The organism is Streptomyces sp. SS8 (assembly GCF_054072955.1).
Genome location: NZ_JBSVCZ010000017.1, coordinates 73,553 through 90,925, shown reverse-complemented (window position 1 = coordinate 90,925; position 17,373 = coordinate 73,553). Strand labels below are relative to the sequence as shown.

The 17,373-nt window shown below is 75.1% G+C and carries 13 protein-coding genes and 1 riboswitch; of the genes, 8 read left to right on the top strand and 5 right to left on the bottom strand.

Annotation, left to right across the window (positions count from 1 at the left end; translation table 11 throughout):
- The first annotated feature begins 31 nt into the window (after positions 1-31).
- A riboswitch (TPP riboswitch) is annotated at positions 32-165 on the top strand.
- The 3 genes from ACW69E_RS17720 to ACW69E_RS17710 all read left to right on the top strand — a co-directional run bounded on the left by ACW69E_RS17720 (position 160) and on the right by ACW69E_RS17710 (position 3,964).
- Positions 160-1,254: a thiamine ABC transporter substrate-binding protein gene (locus ACW69E_RS17720; protein WP_457499219.1), complete on the top strand. Its 1,095-nt coding sequence runs from the start codon at positions 160-162 to the stop codon at positions 1,252-1,254. (Overlaps the previous riboswitch by 6 nt.)
- The gene (locus ACW69E_RS17715) at positions 1,230-2,924 is read left to right on the top strand and encodes an ABC transporter permease (protein WP_457499218.1); all 1,695 of its coding nucleotides are present in this window, start codon (positions 1,230-1,232) and stop codon (positions 2,922-2,924) included. The genes ACW69E_RS17720 and ACW69E_RS17715 overlap by 25 nt, the downstream gene beginning before the upstream one ends.
- Positions 2,925-2,926: 2 nt before the next feature.
- Entirely contained in the window at positions 2,927-3,964 is a 1,038-nt protein-coding gene (locus ACW69E_RS17710) for an ABC transporter ATP-binding protein (RefSeq protein WP_457499217.1), read from the top strand.
- A 68-nt stretch (positions 3,965-4,032) separates the two neighbouring features.
- Here the strand turns inward: ACW69E_RS17710 and ACW69E_RS17705 are convergent, their stop codons facing one another.
- Together ACW69E_RS17705 and ACW69E_RS17700 are read right to left on the bottom strand one after the other, a co-directional pair.
- Entirely contained in the window at positions 4,033-5,277 is a 1,245-nt protein-coding gene (locus tag ACW69E_RS17705) for a hypothetical protein (protein ID WP_457499216.1), read from the bottom strand.
- Positions 5,259-6,008, bottom strand: coding sequence for an ABC transporter ATP-binding protein (locus ACW69E_RS17700; protein WP_457499215.1), 750 nt, complete (start codon positions 6,006-6,008; stop codon positions 5,259-5,261). The genes ACW69E_RS17705 and ACW69E_RS17700 overlap by 19 nt, the downstream gene beginning before the upstream one ends.
- Positions 6,009-6,305: 297 nt before the next feature.
- Here ACW69E_RS17700 and ACW69E_RS17695 point away from each other — a divergent pair, with 297 nt between their 5' ends.
- Both ACW69E_RS17695 and ACW69E_RS17690 read left to right on the top strand, forming a co-directional pair.
- Positions 6,306-7,754, top strand: a complete 1,449-nt coding sequence (locus ACW69E_RS17695; RefSeq protein WP_457499214.1) for a gamma-aminobutyraldehyde dehydrogenase — start codon at positions 6,306-6,308, stop codon at positions 7,752-7,754.
- Positions 7,755-8,212: 458 nt separating this feature from the next.
- A complete protein-coding gene (locus ACW69E_RS17690; protein WP_457499213.1) occupies positions 8,213-8,815 on the top strand; it encodes a hypothetical protein in 603 nt (200 codons plus the stop codon).
- Positions 8,816-8,873: 58 nt separating this feature from the next.
- Here ACW69E_RS17690 and ACW69E_RS17685 read toward each other — a convergent pair whose 3' ends face one another.
- Positions 8,874-10,010: an adenosine deaminase gene (locus ACW69E_RS17685; RefSeq protein ID WP_457499212.1), complete on the bottom strand. Its 1,137-nt coding sequence runs from the start codon at positions 10,008-10,010 to the stop codon at positions 8,874-8,876.
- Here ACW69E_RS17685 and ACW69E_RS17680 point away from each other — a divergent pair.
- Positions 10,009-10,659 carry a DUF4190 domain-containing protein gene (locus ACW69E_RS17680; protein WP_457499211.1) on the top strand — a complete coding sequence of 217 codons (651 nt, stop codon included), beginning with the start codon at positions 10,009-10,011 and terminating at the stop codon, positions 10,657-10,659. The genes ACW69E_RS17685 and ACW69E_RS17680 overlap by 2 nt on opposite strands.
- Here ACW69E_RS17680 and ACW69E_RS17675 read toward each other — a convergent pair.
- Both ACW69E_RS17675 and gabT read right to left on the bottom strand, forming a co-directional pair.
- A complete protein-coding gene (locus ACW69E_RS17675; protein WP_457499210.1) occupies positions 10,656-11,291 on the bottom strand; it encodes a phosphatase PAP2 family protein in 636 nt (211 codons plus the stop codon). The two genes, ACW69E_RS17680 and ACW69E_RS17675, sit on opposite strands and share 4 nt — an antisense overlap.
- A 363-nt stretch (positions 11,292-11,654) precedes the next feature.
- A complete protein-coding gene (gabT, locus tag ACW69E_RS17670) occupies positions 11,655-13,007 on the bottom strand; it encodes a 4-aminobutyrate--2-oxoglutarate transaminase (RefSeq protein WP_457499209.1) in 1,353 nt (450 codons plus the stop codon).
- Positions 13,008-13,324: 317 nt separating this feature from the next.
- On the opposite strand from gabT, the gene ACW69E_RS17665 reads away from it, so the two are divergent.
- Both ACW69E_RS17665 and ACW69E_RS17660 read left to right on the top strand, forming a co-directional pair.
- Positions 13,325-15,439, top strand: coding sequence for an ATP-binding protein (locus ACW69E_RS17665; RefSeq protein WP_457499208.1), 2,115 nt, complete (start codon positions 13,325-13,327; stop codon positions 15,437-15,439).
- Between the two features lie 190 nt (positions 15,440-15,629).
- Positions 15,630-17,339, top strand: a complete 1,710-nt coding sequence (locus ACW69E_RS17660) for a PucR family transcriptional regulator (RefSeq protein ID WP_457499207.1) — start codon at positions 15,630-15,632, stop codon at positions 17,337-17,339.
- The last annotated feature ends 34 nt before the right edge of the window (positions 17,340-17,373 follow it).

The following is a 17,373-nucleotide window of genomic DNA, read 5'->3' as shown; positions in this document are numbered from 1 at the left end:
AACGCCAGTAGCGAACACAGGCATCGAAACAGCGAACCGACAGGGGAGCGCGTACAGCGCTGAGAGTGCGGTGTCGCCGGAGCAGCCGAGAGGCCGCCCGGGGAGCCGCAGACCCTCGGACCTGATCCGGTTAGTACCGGCGTAGGGAGTCAGAAGAAAGTGCACACCAAGCTCCGCCGCGCCCTGGGCGCGGCCGTCCTCGGCACGCTCACCCTCTCCGCCCTCACCGCGTGCGGCGGCTCGCAGTCCTCCGGGGACGGCGGGGGGAAGGACGGGAAGGACGAGACGGTCACCCTGGTCGCCCACGACTCCTTCGCGGCCTCCGACGCCGTGCTGGAGGAGTTCACCGAGAAGACCGGCTACAAGGTGAAGGTGCTGCGCGGCGGCGACGCCGGCTCCTCCCTCAACCAGGCGATCCTGTCCAAGGACAACCCGCAGGGCGACGTCCTCTTCGGCGTGGACAACACCCTGCTCTCCCGCGCCCTGGACAACGGCCTGTTCACGCCGTACGAGGCGGAGGGCCTGGCGAAGATACCCGCGCGGTACCAGCTCGACGCACAGGAGCACCGCGTCACTCCCGTCGACTCCGGCGACGTCTGCGTCAACTACGACCGCGCCTACTTCGAGGAGCGCGGCATCGCCCCGCCCAGCACCCTCGACGACCTCGCCGAGCCCGCCTACAAGGACCTGCTGGTCACCGAGAACGCCGCCACCTCCTCGCCCGGCCTGGGCTTCCTGCTGGCCACCGTCGCCGAGTACGGCGAGGGGTGGCAGGAGTACTGGAAGAAGCTGAAGGCCAACGGCGTCGAGGTCGTCGACGGCTGGGAGCAGGCGTACTACGACCGCTTCTCCGGCTCCTCCGGCGGCAAGGGCAAGGGCGACCGGCCGCTGGTCGTCTCCTACGCCTCCAGCCCGCCCGCCGAGGTCCTGGGCGCCGACCCCGCGCCCGAGCAGGCCCCCACCGGGGTGGCCACCGGCACCTGCTTCCGTCAGATCGAGTTCGCCGGACTGCTCAAGGGCGCGGACAACCCCGCCGGCGGCAAGGCGCTGCTGGACTTCATGACCGGCCGGTCCTTCCAGGAGGACCTGCCGCTGCAGATGTTCGTCAACCCCGTGCGCGAGGACGCGAAGCTGCCCGAGGTCTTCACCCGCTACGGCGAGACGATCGATGAGCCCCGCACCATGGCGCCCGAGAAGATCGCCGAGAACCGCGAGGCGTGGGTCAAGGCGTGGACCTCGGCCGTCGTGAGGTGAGGACGGGCATACGCGCGGGGACGGCGGCGCGCCTCGCGCCGGCGGCGGTGCCGGCCGTCTTCCTCGCGCTGTTCTTCGCCTATCCCGTCGCCGCCATCACCGCCCGCGGGCTGTACGACGGCGGGCGGTGGCGTCCGGACCGTATCGCCGCCGTCCTCACCGATCCCGACATCACCGGCGTGGTGTGGTTCACGCTGTGGCAGGCGGCGGCCTCCACCGTGCTCACCCTGCTGCTGGCGCTGCCCGGCGCGTATGTGCTCGCGCGCCTGGACTTCCCCGGCAGGCGGGTGCTGCGGGCGGCGGTCACCGTACCGTTCGTGCTGCCCACCGTCGTCGTCGGCTCCGCCTTCCTGGCCCTGCTCGGCCGCGGTGGTCTGCTGGACCAGTGGTGGGGGGTGCGGCTGGACACCGGCGTCACCGCCATCCTGCTGGCCCACGTCTTCTTCAACTACGCGGTGGTCGTCCGGATCGTCGGCGGCCTGTGGGCGCAGCTCGACCCCCGCCAGGAGGAGGCCGCGCGGGTGCTCGGCGCGAGCCGGTGGACCGCCTGGCGCACCGTGACCCTTCCCGCGCTCCTCCCGTCGGTGGCCGCCGCCGCACTGATGGTCTTCCTGTTCACCTTCACCTCCTTCGGCGTCGTCCAGATCCTCGGCGGCCCCCGCTACGCCACCCTGGAGGTGGAGATCTACCGGCAGACCGCCCAGCTGCTGGACCTGCCCACCGCCGCGGTCCTGACACTGCTGCAGTTCGCCGCGGTCGCCGCCCTGATGGCCTTCCACTCCCGCCTCCTGCGCCGCCGCGGGACGGCCCTGGGCCTGGTCGACGCAGCCCGCACCGCCCGCCGCCCCCGGGGGGCCGGCCAGCGGGCGCTGCTGGCCGGGGTGCTGCTCCAGATCGCCGTACTGCTCCTGGCCCCGCTCGCCGTGCTCGCCGAGCGCTCCCTGAGCGGACCCGACGGCTACGGGCTGCACCACTACCGCGCCCTGGGCTCGGCCGACGCGGCAGGCGGCACCTTCACCGTCGCCCCGCTGGAGGCGGTCGGCAACTCCCTGGCCTACGCGGCCACCGCCACCGCCGTCGCCCTGGCCGTCGGCGTCCCGGCCGCGGTCGCCCTCACCCTGCCCGGCCCGGGAGGCCGGGCAGGACGGCTGCCGCGCGGCCTGGACGCGCTGCTGATGCTCCCGCTGGGCACCTCGGCGGTCACCGTCGGCTTCGGGTTCCTCATCGCCCTGGACGCCCCTCCGCTGGACCTGCGCTCCTCGTGGATCCTGGTCCCGCTGGCCCAGGCCCTGGTCGGCATTCCCTTCGTGGTGCGCACCCTGCTGCCGGTCCTGCGGGCCGTGGACACCCGGCTGCGCGAGGCCGCCGCGGTTCTGGGCGCCTCGCCGCCGCGTGTGTGGCGCGAGGTCGACCTGCCGCTGGTGCGCAGGGCGCTGCTGGTCGCCGCGGGTTTCGCCTTCGCCGTCTCCCTGGGCGAGTTCGGCGCCACCGTCTTCATCGCCCGCGCCGACGCGCCCACCCTGCCCGTGGCCGTCGCCCGCCTGCTGGGCCGGGCCGGAGAGGCCAGCTACGGCCAGGCCATGGCGCTCAGCACGATTCTGATGCTGCTGTGTGCGGCGACCCTGCTGGCGCTGGAGGGCGTCCGCACCGACCGATCGGGAGAGCTGTAGGGATGGCCTCGCTGCGACTGGACGGCGTCACCGTGCGCTTCGGTGAGCGCACCGCCCTGGACGCCGTCGACCTCGACGTCGCCGAGCACGAGATCGTCTGCGTGCTCGGCCCCTCCGGCAGCGGCAAGTCCACCCTGCTGCGGACCGTCGCCGGACTGACGGAGCCGGACTCCGGGCGGGTGCTGCTCGCCGGCCGCGACCAGCGGGGTGTGGCCCCGCACCGGCGCGGGGTGGGGCTGATGTTCCAGGACCACCAGCTCTTCCCCACCCGCGATGTCGGCGGCAACGTCGCCTTCGGCCCGCGCATGCGCGGCGAGACGCGCGCGACGACCGGGGAGCGGGTCGCCGAACTGCTGGAGATGGTCGGCCTGCCCGGAGCGCAGAAGCGGCCCGTGTCCGCCCTCTCCGGCGGCGAGCAGCAGCGCGTCGCACTCGCCCGCGCGCTCGCGCCCAGCCCTGGCCTGCTGATGCTGGACGAGCCGCTGGGCCAGCTCGACCGTTCCCTGCGCGAGCGGCTCGTGGTGGAGCTGCGGCAGCTCTTCCGCCGCCTGGGCACCACCGTGCTGGCCGTCACCCACGACCAGGGTGAGGCGTTCGCGCTCGCCGACCGGGTGGTGGTGATGGAGGCCGGGAGGATTGCCCAGACCGGCAGCCCGGTGGACGTGTGGCTGAGCCCCGCCTCGGAGTTCGTCGCCCGCTTCCTGGGCTTCACCAACCTCGCCGCGGCGGTCGTGCGGGGGCCGAGCGCGGACACCCCCTGGGGCGCGGTGCCCGTACCGCCCGGCGCGCCGCAGGGGCCGTGCACCCTGCTGGTACGCCCCGCCGGGGTGCGGCTCACCGACCCCGGTGAGGGACTGCCGTGCACCGTCACCGCCCGCACCCTGCGCGGCGGCGGCTCCTCGGAGATCTCCCTGCTGCTCGCACCCGAGCGCGGCCCCGAACTGGAGGCGTCCTGCCCGCTGCACACGGCGCCCGACCCGGGCGCCGTCGTGTCCGCCGCCTTCGACGCGGCCGAGGTGGTCGTCCTGCCCGCGCGGTGAGCGCGAACGGGGAACGGAAGACCGGGGAAGGGGGAACGGGCGGTGCGGTGAGTGCGGGAGGCCCGCACTCACCGCACCAGCGGCACCGAGGCCAGTTCCGCCACCAGCCAGGCCGCCGACCCCAGCACACCCAGCAGCGCCACCACCCGCAGTGCGGCGGCGGCGCGCAGCAGCCGGTGCGGCACGCCCAGCCGCCGCAGCCCGTCGTTCGCGGGGGCGCGGGCCGTGCGGAACTCCGACGCCGCGCTCAGCGCGCCCGCCACCGCGCACACCACGACCACCGCCGCCCCCAGCGCGGCCAGCGGCCCCATGGTCGCCTCCCCGCCGCCGAGGACCGCGCCCGGCCCGTGCGGCCGGACCGCCGTCAGCACCCCCGCCGTGACGGCGCACAGCACCCCCGCCGGGTGGCCCACGCGCGGCGCCTCCTCACGCAGCACCCGGCCCGCCAGCAGCCGCAGCACTCCCGGCCGGCCGACCGCCAGCAGCAGTCCGCACAGATGGACCAGACCAGGACCGGCCAGCACCAGCCCCGCGGCGATCAGCAGCCAGCCGGCCACGATCCCCGGCCCCAGAGCCTCCGGCCGGCCCGGCAGCAGCGCCCCCGGGCCGGCGGAGGCGATGAACCGTTCGGCGGCGTAGGCCTCCAGGGCCAGACCGGCCGCGGTGACCGCCACACCCCAGGGCAGCCCGGCGGGGACCGGCGGCGGCCGGTGGGGGAGGACGGCGGGTGGCTCCACCAGACGGCCGCGGGGTGCCACCCGCAGCCGCGCGGCCGCCGCGCTCGCCCCGGCGGCGGCCAGCGGCGGCACGGCCAGCAGCGTCAGAGCCGCGGCGCGCGGCAGCGGATGCCCGGCGCCCAGCAGTTCGCCCGCCGCCCCGGCCAGCGGCACCCCTTCGAACGCCCCGCTGGACGTGCCGCCGAGCACACCGCCGAGCACACCGGCGAGTCCGCCGCGCAGATGGAGGAAGACCGGCAGGGCCAGCGCGCACCCCAGCGCGCAGTACAGGCCCGTGGTGAGCGCCGCCAGCAGCGGCAGCCGCGCGGACCCCACCCCGACCGCGTCCAGTCCGGCCCGGGGGCGCACGCCCGGATCGCTGCGGACGGCGGTGACGGCCAGATGAGTGCAGGCGGCCAGCGGCACCGCGCACCACAGCAGCCGGGCCGCCGCCGCGCCGGGCCGCTCGGGGTGGGCGACGGCGTGGCCCAGCGCGCTCAGCAGCAGGAACCCCACGGCCCCGGCGGCGCAGGCGACCAGCGCCCGCCGCGCCAGCGCCGAGGGACGAAAGGTGCGTACTAGGCGGAGAGCGAGCACGCTGCCCTGCCCTCCGGACCGGGCCGCACGGGTGTGTCCGTGGGCGGCGGGGCGTCGGCGCCGACCCGGCGGCCGTCCACGAGCGTGACCGCGCGGTCCGCCACGCCCGCCACCCGGGTGTCGTGGCTGGCCAGCACCACCGTGATCCCGTGCGAGCGGGCCGCGGTGGTCAGGGTCCGCAGCACCTGGGCGCGGTCCGCCTGGTGCAGCGGTGCGGTCGGCTCGTCGGCGAAGACCACCGCGGGGGAGTGCGCCAGCGCGCGGGCGATGGCAACCCGCTGCCGCTGCGCCTGCATCAGCGCGCCCGGCCGGCTGCGGGCGCAGTGCCCGACGTCCAGCCGCTCCAGCCACTCGCACGCCGTGCGGCGGGCCCGGCGCCGCCCGGCGCCCGACAGCAGCAGCGGCAGCGCGGCGTTCTCCCACACCGTCAGCTCCGGCAGAAGGTGCGGTTCGCTGCCGACCCAGCCGAAGCGGTCACGGCGCAGCCGCTCACGGGCCGGTGCGGGAAGGGTGTGCAGGGGGACGCCGTCGAACCACACCTCGCCCCGCGCCGGCACCAGCCGCCCCGACAGGCAGCCCAGCAGCGTGGACTTGCCGCAGCCGCGCGGTCCGGTGACGGACAGGACCTCGCCCTCGCGGACCCCGACGCACACGTCCAGCAACGCGGGCGAGCCCTCGTGCTCGTGGTGCAGCCCACGTGCCCAGAGCAGGTCCTCGGGTGCAGCCACCATGACGGGCACCTCCGCTCCTCGCCTTCGGGTCGTGCCTCCTCCCCGACGGGGTACAACGAGCGCCAGGGGGGATCGGTCACTGGCACGGTACGGACCGCGGCCGCGGCCGGGACGGCGGCGGGCGCGGGAGCCGTCCAGTTTCCTCCGAATGGTCCTTCGAGAAGTCGCCCCCCAGTATTTCCGCCATTCGGGTGTCCGAAGCGGAAGAAATCCCGGACAGGTGGGTGTGTCCAACACGTTCTTCGATGGTTAGGGTGGGTGTCTACTCATCGGACAACAGAGCAGGAGTGCGCGAAGATGGGCACCGAACTGCGTCGGCTGCGCAACTACATCGACGGGGAGTTCCGGGACGCCGCCGACGGGCGCACCACCGAGGTCGTCAACCCGGCGACCGGTGAGGTGTACGCGACGGCGCCGCTGTCCGCCGCCGCAGACGTCGACGCCGCCATGGCAGCGGCCGAGGCCGCCTTCCCGGCCTGGCGCGACGCCACCCCCGGCACCCGCCAGACCGCCGTACTCAAGATCGCCGACGCGATCGAGCGGCGCGCCGACGAACTGCTGGCGGCCGAGTGCGAGAACACCGGCAAGCCGCTGGAGCTGACCCGGCAGGAGGAACTGCCGATGATGCTCGACCAGATCCGCTTCTTCGCCGGCGCGGCCCGCATGCTGGAGGGCAAGTCCGCCGGCGAGTACATGGAGGGCATGACCTCCTTCGTGCGGCGCGAGCCGGTCGGCGTCTGCGCCCAGGTCGCGCCGTGGAACTACCCGATGATGATGGCCGTGTGGAAGTTCGCCCCGGCGCTGGCCGCGGGCAACACCGTCGTCCTCAAGCCGTCGGACACCACCCCGGCCTCCACCGTCCTGCTCGCCGAGATCATCGGCGGGGTGCTGAAGGAGCTGGACCTGCCCGCCGGGATCTTCAACGTCGTCTGCGGCGACCGCGACACCGGCCGGCTGATGGTCGAGCACCGCGTCCCGGCGATGGCCTCCATCACCGGCTCGGTCCGCGCGGGCATGGAGGTGGCCGGCAGCGCGGCCAAGGACGTCAAGCGGGTCCACCTGGAGCTGGGCGGCAAGGCCCCCTGCGTGGTCTTCGAGGACGCCGACATCCCGGCCGCCGTCGAGGGCATCCGCGACGGCGGTTTCTTCAACGCCGGGCAGGACTGCACCGCGGCCACCCGCGTACTGGTCCACGAGTCGGTCCACGACGAGTTCGTCGCGGCCCTCACCAAGGCCGCCGCCGAGGTGAGGACCGGTGACCTCGGCGACGAGGACTGCTTCTACGGCCCCCTGAACAACCCCACCCACCTGGAGAAGGTCACCGGTTTCATCGAGCGCCTGCCCGACCACGCCAAGGTCGAGACCGGCGGCCACCGCATCGGCGACAAGGGCTACTTCTTCGCCCCGACGGTGGTCTCCGGCCTGCGGCAGGACGACGAGATCGTCCAGAACGAGGTCTTCGGCCCGGTCATCACCGTCCAGAAGTTCACCGACGAGGCCGAGGCCGTGCGCCACGCCAACGACGTCGAGTACGCCCTGGCGTCCTCGGTGTGGACCAAGGACCACGCCCGCGCGATGCGGATGTCCAGGGCGCTGGACTTCGGCTGCGTGTGGATCAACACCCACATCCCGCTGGTCGCCGAGATGCCGCATGGCGGCTTCAAGAAGTCCGGCTACGGCAAGGACCTCTCCGCGTACGGCCTGGAGGACTACACCCGCGTCAAGCACGTGATGACGGCGCTCTGAGGCGCCCGCCCGGCCCTCACGCCACGCCACCGGGCCCCCACACCCCTCGGGTGTGGGGGCCCGGTGGCGTGGTGTCCGCACGAAGGGCGTGTGTAGCCGGCTGGTAACGTGGGGCGACCGAACGGGGGAGCGGGCACGGCGCGGCCGTGCGGTCCGGTCTCCGTGCGCACGGCCGCGGTCCGGCACCGCGACGGACGGCGCGCAGACCACGCAGCCATGCAGACCGGAGAGCGCCCGAGAACGTGACCACGCCCCCGCCGCCGTACCACCACCAGCCGCAGCAGCCCGCCGGCCCGCAGCCGTACGCCGGACCGCCGGTTCCGCCCGCACCACCACCGCCCGCGCCGTACGGATGGCGGCCCGGGCCCCACGGCGGGCAGCCGGGCCCGTACGGGCACCCCGGGCCGTACGGGCCGCCTCCGGCGGGGCCGCCGCCGCGGCGGGGCGGCGCGGGCAAGGTGATCGGTATCGTCGCCGCCGCGCTGATCGGGGCCTTCATGCTGTTCCGGGCGTTCGCCGAGGTCCAGGGCTGGAACGCGCCGTCCCTCCGGGCCGCCGCTCCGCCGCCCGAGTACACCCTCACACTGCCCGACGCGGTCGAGGACGGCCGGCTGCCCCTGGCCGAGGACCTCGGCGACACCTTCCGGCCCGCTGTCTCCGACCCGGGCCTGACGGTGGTGGCCGGGCGCTACCACGCCGCCTCCGGCCGCGATCGGCTGGTGTTCATGGGCTACCACGGGGAAATCGGCAGTCCCGAGCGGTCGAGGAACGGTCTGCTCGACGGGATGGAGGACAACCCTTCCAGCGAACTCGCCGTGCCGCGCCGGGAGATCACCCCGGCCGGTTCGGACGAACCGCTGGTGTGCGAGGTGCTGGTCAAGGTCGAGAGCGGTACGCGGACCACCGTTCCGGTCTGTGCCTGGGGCGGCCGCGGCACGGTGGGCAGCGTCATGGACAACAGTGTCGACACCGCCGGAACGGACCCCGGGGACGTGGACCTCGACGCCTTCGCCGAGAGGGTCGGTGCCATCCGCGACGAGGTGCGCGAGCCGATCGGCTGAGGCACCGGCCCGGCGGCCGGACGCAGTCACCGCCGGGCCCGTCCGGTCCGGGCGCCGGTCAGCCCCGCCAGGAGGCCAGGTACGCGTCGATCTCGGCGGACAGGGACGACTTGACCTGGGCGGGCGCGAACGAGGCCGTCACGGCGTTCTTCGCCAGCTCGGCCACCCCGGCCGCGTCCAGCCCCAGCAGCCGGGCGGCGATCTCGTACTCGGTGCACAGGTCGGTGCCGAACATCGGAGGGTCGTCGCTGTTGACGGTGACCAGCACGCCCGCCTTGACCATCTCCGCGATCGGATGCTCGTCCAGCGACGCCACGGCGCGGGTGGCGATGTTGGAGGTCGGGCAGACCTCCAGCGGGATGCGGTGCTCGGCCAGGTACGCCAGCAGTTCCGCATCGCGCACGGAACTGGTGCCGTGCCCGATGCGCTCGGCCCGCAACGAGTTCAGGGCGTCCCAGACGGTCTGCGGCCCGGTGGTCTCGCCCGCGTGCGGGACGCTGTGCAGCCCCTCGGCGATCGCGCGGTCGAAGTACGGCTTGAACTGCGGGCGCGGCACCCCCACCTCCGGACCGCCCAGCCCGAAGGAGACCAGGCCCTCGGGGCGCAGCTCGCAGGCCAGCCGGGCGGTCTCCTCGGCCGCCTCCAGACCCGCCTCGCCGGGGATGTCGAAGCACCACCGCAGGGTGACGCCCAGCTCGGCGGCCGCGGCCCGGCGGGCGTCCTCGATGGCCTCCATGAAGGCACGCTCGGGTATACCGCGCCGCGTCGAGCTGTAGGGGGTGACGGTCAGCTCCGCGTAGCGGATGTTCCGGCGGGACATGTCCCGGGCGACCTCGTAGGTCAGCAGCCGGACGTCCTCGGCGTCGCGGACCAGGTCCACCACCGACAGGTAGACCTCGATGAAGTGGGCGAAGTCACTGAAGGTGAAGAACTCCGCGAGCGCGTCCTCATCGGCCGGGACGGCGGAGTTCGGGTGCCGGGCGGCCAGCTCGGCCACGATGCGGGGGGAGGCCGATCCGACGTGGTGGACGTGGAGTTCGGCCTTGGGGAGGCCTGCGATGAACGCGGACAGACCGCCGCTGCCGGGGCTGGACAAGATTCCTCCAGATGGACGAGAGCGCGGCCATGGTAGGCGGGAGCCGGGCGCGGCGCACACACGCCTACGATGGCCCGACACTCGAAGAGGAGGGGACATGCCGGAGAACCCGGGCCCGGGGGAGGGCGTACCGCTGGGCAAGGTCGGCGGACAGCAGGCCGGCGCGCCGCCGGCCGACCAGCCGACCGTGACGGCGTTCGCGCCGCCGGCCGGACAGCCGCAGCGGACACAGCCGCAGCCGCCCGGACAGGGGTACGGGCAGTGGCCCGGGCAGGGGCACGCGTACGGCGGTCCGTGGCCGGGGGCCGCGCCCCAGCCCGGCCACGGGTACGGGCCGGCGGGCCAGGTGCCCGGCTGGGCGCCGCCCCCGCCGCCACCGCGGACCAGCGGCATCTGCACCGCGGCGATGGTCCTCGGCATCGTCAGCATGGTGCTGGTGACGACCTTCTACGGCGCGGTCCTGGCCGTCGTCACCGGTCCCGTCGCCATCGGCCTGGGCATCGCGGCGCGCCGCAGGGTCAAGCGGGGCCAGGCGTACGGCAGCGGCCAGGCGACGGCCGGACTCGTCCTCGGGGCGGTCTCCTTCGCGGCCTCGGCCGCGATCATCGCGCTGGGGACCTGGTTCTTCCTCAACATCGACCGGTTCGAACCGGCGGAGGAGGAGTGGCACGAGGACACCAACCACACCCAGGTGGTGGACCGGGCGCCCGCCTCCGGCGGGTACGGCCTGCCCGCCGGGGCGGTCTAACGGCCACCCGGCGGGCCCGGGCGGTTCTGTCCGGGAGGTCCGGGCCGCCCGGGCCCGCCGGAGGCGGCGAGGACGGCCGCCAGCAGCGGCACGCCCAGACACCAGCTGCCCAGCACGTCCAGCGGCCAGTGGTACCCGCGCCACACCAGCCCCGCGCCCACGGCGGCGCACAGCAGCGCGGCCGCCGCCGGCAGCGCCCACCGGACCGGCCGGGCCCACCGCGGTCGCGCGCGGACGCGGGCCAGCAGCAGCGCGGCGGCGCCGTAGGCGACCACGGCCGTCGCCGCGTGACCGGAGGGGAAGTAGCCGGTGCCGCCGAGCGGGCCGGGCCGGCCGGCCAGCGCCTTCAGCGGAGCCACCAGAGCCGGTACGGCGGCCATCGCCGCGGCGGCCGCCAGGACCGCCGGCGGCGGGCGGCGCCGGCGCCCGTGCGCCCACACGTACGCCAGCGCGGCGGCCAGGACGGGCAGCGCGACCTCGATGTTGCCCAGGTCGGCGAGGAACTCGGCGAGAGCGGTCGGCGGGGCGTCCTCGCGCATCCGGCGCGCCAGGCGCTCGTCCTCCTCGGCCAGCGGCCCGCCGGCGGTCACCTGCCAGGTGACCGCGGCGAAGAGCAGCAGGGGGAGCACCACCGCCGAGAGCACCGTCAGGAGTACGGCCGACGGCGGAAGCGGCCGGGGAACGCGGAACGGCGGCCCCGGAACAGGGGGGAGGGTTCCGGGGCCGCCGTGGCGACCGGTCACCGCTCGCCCCGGGGGGTGTGGGGCGGGCGGCCGTCCGATCGGTGAGGAGTGTGCGCGAGGGCACAGCCGGGCCGGATGAGGGGAATCACCGGCTCGGTACCGTCCGCGGAGGCCCACGGGCGGGACACCGCGTTCTTCCGAGGAAGACCGTACGGCAGGCGGCGGGCGGCGGACAGGCGTGTCACCGCAAGGCCATGGCCCTCGCACACGTTCTTCACGCGGCTCCTCGTTCCGGGACGATCGCCCCGGGTGTCATCCCAGGCCGGCCAGGGCCTCCTCGACGACGTCCAGGCCCTCGTTCAGCAGATCCTCCCCGATGACCAGCGGAGGCAGGAAGCGGACCACGTTGCCGTAGGTGCCGGTGGTCAGCACCAGCACACCCGCCTGGTGGCAGTGCCTGGCCACGGCGGCGGTGGCCTCGGGGTCGGGCTCCTTCGTACCGGGCTTCACCAGCTCGACGGCGATCATCGCGCCCCGGCCGCGGACCTCGCCGATCACGCCGTGCTGCTGGGCCATCTTCTCCAGCCGGGGCTTCATGATCTCCTCGATGCGGCGGGCCTTCGCGTTCAGGTCCAGCTCGCGCATCGTCTCGATCGCGCCCAGGGCCGCGGCGCAGGCCACCGGGTTGCCGCCGTAGGTGCCGCCGAGGCCGCCGGAGTGCACGGCGTCCATGATCTCGGCACGGCCGGTGACGGCGGCCAGCGGCAGGCCGCCGGCGATGCCCTTGGCGGTGGTGATCAGGTCCGGGACGATCCCCTCGTCCTCGCAGGCGAACCACTGGCCGGTGCGGCAGAAACCCGACTGGATCTCGTCCGCGACGAAGACGATGCCGTTGTCGCGGGCGAACTCGGCGATGCGCGGCAGGAAGCCCTTGGCGGGCTCGATGAACCCGCCCTCGCCCAGCAGCGGCTCGATGACGATCGCGGCCACGTTCTGCGCCCCGACCTGCTTGGAGATCTGGTCGATCGCCTGGGCCGCGGCCTCCTCGGCGCAGTTGTCCGGGCCGGTGGGCCAGCGGAAGGGGTAGGCGACCGGCACCCGGTAGACCTCGGGCGCGAACGGGCCGAAGCCCTGCTTGTAGGGCATGTTCTTCGCGGTCAGCGCCATGGTGAGGTTGGTGCGGCCGTGGTAGCCGTGGTCGAAGACGACGACGGCCTGGCGTCCGGTGTACGAGCGGGCGATCTTCACGGCGTTCTCGACCGCCTCGGCGCCGGAGTTGAACAGCGCCGACCGCTTGGCGTGGTCACCGGGGGTGAGCTTCGCCAGCTCCTCGCAGACCTCCACATAGCCCTCGTAGGGGGTCACCATCACGCAGGTGTGCGTGAACAGCTCCAGCTGGGCGGCGGCGCGGCGCACCACGGCCTCGGCGCTGTTGCCGACCGAGGTCACGGCGATGCCGGAGCCCAGGTCGATGAAGGAGTTGCCGTCGACGTCCTCCAGGACACCACCTCCGGCGCGGGCGGCGAACACGGGCATGACCGCCCCCACGCCCGCCGCCACGGCCGCCTGCTTGCGGGCCGCCAGCTCCTGCGACTTCGGTCCGGGGATCGCGGTGACGACGCGGCGCTCCTGGGGGAGAGCGGGACCTTTGGACAGTTCGGTCATGGCAGACTCCTCGGGCTCATCGGTGCGAAGGGGTGTTCATGGGTGTGGTTTCTCGCAGGCTAGGGCGGGGGAGGGGCCGTCGACATGCACCGCCGCGGAGAAGTGTCCGTGTCGTGTTGGCCGCGGTGGACATGGCCGGTTGTGTACGACGGCCAACTGCGTTCGCCGGGGACTAGATTGGGGCGGTGGACGGGCGAGGGCGTGCCGGACGAGGAGCTGGGCGGGGCATGGTGAACGGCGGGGCGCACGGGGCATGGGAGGCAGGGGATCCAGGGGACCCGCGCGGGGCGGGCGGCGGGCGGGGAGATCTGCCGGCGATGCCGCTGACCCCGCCCGCGCCCCCGATGCCGCGGCAGGCACCCGCGGCGGGGCCGTCCCTGGGCGAGTGGCTGCGCACACCGCGCCCCGAGGCGGGCCCCGGCATCTGGCGGTACGGGCACCGGCCCAGGCCGCCGGAGGACCCCGACCGGCTGGACGACCGGCAGCTGCTGGGCGGTGCGGCGCTGGTGATGCTCTGCGGGCTGCTGCTGTGGTCGTTGTGCTGGAACGGCTACATCGATTTCTGGGTGAAGCCGCTGGAGTGGTTCACACCCGATTCCTGGCGTGAACCGGGTGGGGACCACGAGGCGTTCGTCCGGGCGGCGAAGATCTACGAGTACCTGTTCACCGTCGTCTTCTTCTCGGCCGTCATCTGGATGGCCCAGGGCAGGGAAATCTGGCGCCGCTACGTGCGCCCGCGGCTGCGCGGGCCGGGCGGGCCGGAGGGGCCCGGGACAGGAGCGGGGCGGCCCGACGCCCCGGTGGCCGCGCCCCCCGGCGGGCCCGCCGATCCGGCGCTGTGGCCCCAGCTGCGGGCCGTGGGCGAGCATGCCGCGGCCGACCGGCTGACGGCCGAGGTCCACGGCGGCGGGATGAATGACGTCGACTACGTCCGGATCGACCGTGCCTGGCAGGCGGTACGCGCGCGGTACGAGCAGCTGCCCGCCTTCACCGAGGCCGTGCTCGACCGGGGAGCCGCCGCCTTCGCCCACCCCTCCGGCGACCGCGACCTGCCCGTCCGGGCTGCCCGGCACGACCTGCTGACCGGGCAGGTGCGGCTGGGCGCCGCGCCGGACGAGGAGCGCAACCCGTACGCCTACCGGGGTGTCCGTCTCGCGCTGGAGCCCGCGCTGCTGAGCACCTCGATGCTGGTGGTGGGGCCGTCGGCGGCGGGCAAGACCAGCCGGGTGATGCGGCCGGTGGTGGAGTCCCTGGCCCTCCAGGCCCTCGCCGGACGGGCCGCCGTGGTCGCCGTGGGCACGGCGGGCGCCGGGCTCGGCCCCGACGAGGCCTACGACGTGGTCATCCGGCTCGGCGACCCCGGGTCCGCCCACGACCTCGACCTCTACGGCGGCACCGACGATCCGGACGAGGCCGCCGCCGTCCTGGCCGAGGCGCTGGTCGGGGACGCGCCCGGCGGCCCGGCGGGCCCCGGAGGCGCGGGCGGTTTCGGAGGTGAGGCCGACACCCGCCGCGCCGCCACCGCCCTGGCCCGGCTCATCGGCCCCCACCGGGCCGCCCACGGCCGTTTCCCGTCCGTGCCGGAGCTGCGCGAGCTGCTCGACGGGGTGCCCGTCGCGCTCGCCGCGCTGCGCCAGGCGTGCGAGGCCGCCGGGGACGGCGCCGCCCTGCGCGAACTGGACGCCCGCGAGCGCCAGTCCGGGCGGCCCGGCGATCCGGGACCGCTGCTCGCGGACCGGATCGCGCTGCTGGACCGGCCCGCGTTCGCCGGGTTCTTCGCCACTGGCGGTACCACCCGCCCCTTCGCCATGCGCGATCTGGCGCACCCGCTGCGGGTACGGATCGACCTGCCCGAACGCGGTCACGCCGAGGCGTCCCGGCTGCTGTCCCGGCTGCTGCTCGCCCAGTTCACCGCCTGTGTCCGGGACCGCGGCGAGCGGTCCCTGTTCGCCTGCCTGGTGCTCGACGACGCCGCGCACACCCTCACGCCCGCTTCCGTACGCGCCGTCCAGCGGCTGCGGACGGCCAACGCGGGGGTGGTGCTGGCGCTGCGCAGCCTGGACGAGGTGCCCGAGCCGCTGCGTGCGGCGGCGGTCGGGGCGGTCGGCTGCCGGGTGGTGCTGTCGGGGGTGAGCACCTGGGACGGCGAGGTGTTCGCGCAGGCGTGGGGCCGGGAGTGGGTGAAGACCGAGGACGTCACCCACAACCCCGATTTCTCCGGCGGCACGCTCCGGCGCGCCCTGCGCGGGATCCGGGCCCTGTTCACCGGGGTGCGGGCGACCACCCGCTCGGTCACCGTGCGCACGGTCCAGCGCGAGCGCTGGTCCGCCTCCGACCTCGCGCACAAGGTGCCGCCGGGCCATGCGGTGGTGTCGCTGACCACCGTCCGGGGCGAGGCGAGCCCACCGGTCCTCGCCCGGCTCGGGGAGTAGCCGGGGCGCGAGGTCCAAAAGTCCGGAGCGGACGGCCCGGGGAGGGCGTACGACGGCGCGTACGGCTGTACGGTCGGTAGTGGTGCGGCCTTATCCTTGCTACCGCACGGACAAAAACCGCTGCCCCCCTCTCCCGCCCCGGCGGGCCGCCGGCAAGCGGTCGAACGCCGGAAAGGGCCCCAGGTCAGCCATGCCGATCACCCTCGCCTCGCTGGTCCAGAACTCCTCCCTCAAGCTCGCCGTCCTCGCGGGCGAGGGGCGGCTGGACGCCCCGGTGCGCTGGGCGCACGTCAGTGAGCTGGCCGACCCGGTGCCGTATCTGGACGGCGGGGAGCTGCTGCTGGTCACGGCGATGAAGCTCGACGTCGAGGACGCGGAGGCGATGCGCCGCTACGTCGCCCGGCTGGACGCCGCCGGTGTGGTCGGGCTGGGCTTCGCGGCCGGGGTCGCCTACGACACGGTGCCCCCGGCACTGCTGGACGCCGCCCGCGAGGCGGGCTTCCCGCTGCTGGAGGTGCCCCGGCGCACTCCGTTCCTGGCCATCGTCAAGGCGGTCTCGGCGGCGGGCGCCGCCGAGCAGTACCGCGCGGTCAAGGCCGGGTTCGAGGCCCAGCGGGAGATGACCCGCGCGGTACTCTCCGCGCGCGGCACATCCGGTCTGCTGGCGAAGCTCGCGGCCCATGTGGACGGCTGGGCCGCGCTCTACGACGTCTCCGGCGCGCTGGTCGCCGCCGCCCCGTCCTGGGCCTCCCGCCGGGCCGCCGAGCTGACCGACGAGGTGCGGCGGCTGCGCGACCGCTCCGCCACCGCGAGCGCCGTGGTGAGCGGGACCGGCGGCCGGGCGGGCGACCGGGTGGAGCTGCAGTCGATCGGCTCCGGGCGCCGGGTCAGGGCCGTGCTCGCGGTCGGCACCGGTGCCCCGCCGGGCACCGCCGAGCGCTACGCCGTCAACTCCGCCGTGGCCCTGCTGACGTTGACCACCGAGCGGTCCCGGGCCCTGCTGGAGGCCGAGCAGCGACTGGGCGCGGCGGTGCTGCGGATGCTGCTGGCGGGGGAGGCCGACCACGCCCGGGCGGTCGCCGGTTCGCTCTACGGCACGCTGCTGGACGAGCCGCTGCGGGTGATCGTGGCCGAGGGCGCGTCGTCGCGGGGCAAGGCGGCGGACGGCCGGGAGCCCGCTGCGGGCGGGGCCGCGGGCGGCGCCTGCGAGGAGGCGGGCGGGCCGGAGGGCGCCCTGCCCGCCGGGGTGGAGGCGCTCGCTGAGAAGACCGAATCGGCCGCCGCCCGGGCGGGGGAGTCCGTCCTGCTGGTCCGGCACGACCGGCGACTGGTGGGGCTGGTGGCGGACGGCGGCGCCGCCGCGGCCGCCTGCGCGGACTTCGCGAGCCGGACCGAGACGGCGGCCGGGGGCGGCCAGGCGGGCGCCGGCACGGAACACGGGGTGGTCGTCGGCGTCTCGGCGCCCGCCGGACTCGCCTCCGTGGCCGCGGCGTTCAAGCAGGCCGGGCAGGCGCTGTCCGTCGCCCGCCGGCGCGGCCGGGCGCTGGTCGAGCACGAGGACGTGGCCTCCGGCTCGGTCCTCCCGCTGCTGGCCGACGAGGCGGTGCGCGCCTTCGCCGACGGGATGCTGCGCGCGCTGTACGAGCACGACGCGCACGGCCGCGGCGATCTGGTCGCCTCGCTGCACGCATGGCTCTCCCGGCACGGGCAGTGGGACGCGGCCGCCGCCGACCTCGGCGTCCACCGGCACACCCTCCGCTACCGGATGCGGCGGGTCGAGGAGATCCTCGGCCGGTCGCTGGACGATCCGGACGTGCGGATGGAGCTGTGGCTGGCGCTCAAGGCGACGGCGACCGTGCCCCCGGTCCGCAGGGACCAGGGGCGGCCCCGGAAGGCCTGAGACCCCGAAGGGCCGCGGCCCGGCTCTCCGGGAT

Excerpts from the sequence above, each read along its gene's own strand:
- ACW69E_RS17710 (WP_457499217.1), top strand. The coding sequence starts at position 2,927 with ATGGCCTCGCTGCGACTGGACGGCGTCACCGTGCGCTTCGGTGAGCGC.
- ACW69E_RS17700 (WP_457499215.1), bottom strand. The coding sequence starts at position 6,008 with ATGGTGGCTGCACCCGAGGACCTGCTCTGGGCACGTGGGCTGCACCAC.
- ACW69E_RS17695 (WP_457499214.1), top strand. The coding sequence starts at position 6,306 with ATGGGCACCGAACTGCGTCGGCTGCGCAACTACATCGACGGGGAGTTC.
- ACW69E_RS17680 (WP_457499211.1), top strand. The coding sequence starts at position 10,009 with ATGCCGGAGAACCCGGGCCCGGGGGAGGGCGTACCGCTGGGCAAGGTC.
- ACW69E_RS17685 (WP_457499212.1), bottom strand. The coding sequence starts at position 10,010 with ATGTCCCCTCCTCTTCGAGTGTCGGGCCATCGTAGGCGTGTGTGCGCC.
- gabT (WP_457499209.1), bottom strand. The coding sequence starts at position 13,007 with ATGACCGAACTGTCCAAAGGTCCCGCTCTCCCCCAGGAGCGCCGCGTC.
- ACW69E_RS17665 (WP_457499208.1), top strand. The coding sequence starts at position 13,325 with ATGCCGCTGACCCCGCCCGCGCCCCCGATGCCGCGGCAGGCACCCGCG.
- ACW69E_RS17660 (WP_457499207.1), top strand. The coding sequence starts at position 15,630 with ATGCCGATCACCCTCGCCTCGCTGGTCCAGAACTCCTCCCTCAAGCTC.